Origin of the sequence: Escherichia sp. TW14182, from assembly GCF_000208525.1 — a bacterium.
Classification (GTDB): Bacteria; Pseudomonadota; Gammaproteobacteria; order Enterobacterales; family Enterobacteriaceae; genus Escherichia; species Escherichia ruysiae.
This window is the reverse complement of record NZ_AEJZ01000399.1, coordinates 1-1263: the sequence shown is the minus strand read 5'-3', so window position 1 is coordinate 1263 and position 1263 is coordinate 1. Positions and strand designations below refer to the sequence as shown.

1 protein-coding gene is annotated in these 1263 nt (G+C 47.5%); it reads right to left on the bottom strand.

Going from position 1 to position 1263, the window contains the following annotated elements:
- Window positions 1-68 precede the first annotated feature (68 nt).
- The gene (gene ghrA, locus EQY_RS0122400; RefSeq protein ID WP_000351340.1) at window positions 69-1007 is read right to left on the bottom strand and encodes a glyoxylate/hydroxypyruvate reductase GhrA; all 939 of its coding nucleotides are present in this window, start codon (window positions 1005-1007) and stop codon (window positions 69-71) included.
- Window positions 1008-1263 lie beyond the last annotated feature (256 nt).

Here is a 1263-nt window from a genome sequence, read left to right as displayed (position 1 = left end):
GGGGGATGTGTTCATTACATTTCCTGTATTCAATTCCCGCCAAGGATAGCAGGAATCCGTATGGTTTATTAGTAGCCTCGTACACGGTCGACTTGTCCGCTGACCGTCTTCCCTTTTTCGAGTTGTGTAATGGCGCGAGCAATGTACTCCACCGCTTCAACGGGTCGGGTAATGGCTGCAACATGTGGTGTTATTGTCACGCGTGGATGTTGCCAGAGCGGACTTTCAGGCGGTAAAGGTTCACGATTAAAAACATCCAGCATCGCCGCTTTAACTTTACCGCTATCCAGCGCCGCAAGCAGGTCATCTTCTACCACATGAACGCCACGCGCCAGGTTGAGGAGATATGCGCCATCCGGTAATTTTTCTAATAATTGTTGATTAATAATGCCGACGGTTTCAGGCGTATTCGGTAACAGATTAATTAATACACGACATTGACTCAAAAATTTGCCCAACTCTTCAGTTCCGGCAAAACTTTGTACACCGGGCCAGCTTTTATGGCTACGGCTCCAGCAACGCAGCGGAAAACGCCAGGTCTGCAAGCTCTGTGCGACTTTACTGCCTAATACGCCAGCCCCCAGGATGCCGATAGTAAAATCTTCCCGTTGATACTCAGGCAGAGGTTGCCAAAACGAAGCATTTTGCTGCGCTCGATAATCGTCAAAACGTCTGAACCAATGGAGCACCTGACTGACAGCATATTCCTGCATTTGCTCGCCCATACCGGTATCTTCCAGACGAAAAAGCGGAATAGACGGTTTCAGCATTTCAGGGTACGTCTGTAATTTACTCAAAATCGAATCAACACCGGCACCCAATGCGAACACGGCCTTAAGGTCACGACCTGCCAACATTTCAACAGGCGGATGCCAGACCAAAGCATAATCCGCAGGATGATTATCACCGGTTTTCCATGCTCTGACTCTGGCCTGAGGAATAGCTTTACCCAGCGCATCAATCCACCAGGCGGTATCGAACACAGGATGATAAAAAATGATATCCATACTAACTCCCGAAAGCGGTTGTGCGGAATTTACCCGCACTTATCATTATGATCTACAAAGCACCTCAGCATAACAAATCCACTACCGGTGGCAAAAAAAGCAAACTCTGCTTACTAAAAGCGCAGATTGATTGAAGTTTGAATAAACGCGCTATTTTTTAAAAAAGTTTGTTGACCTCAGGCCGTGATTTCCCTAAATTAGCGCCCGTTCCAGCAAGACAGGAACGACAATTTGGTGAGGTGTCCGAGTGGCTGAA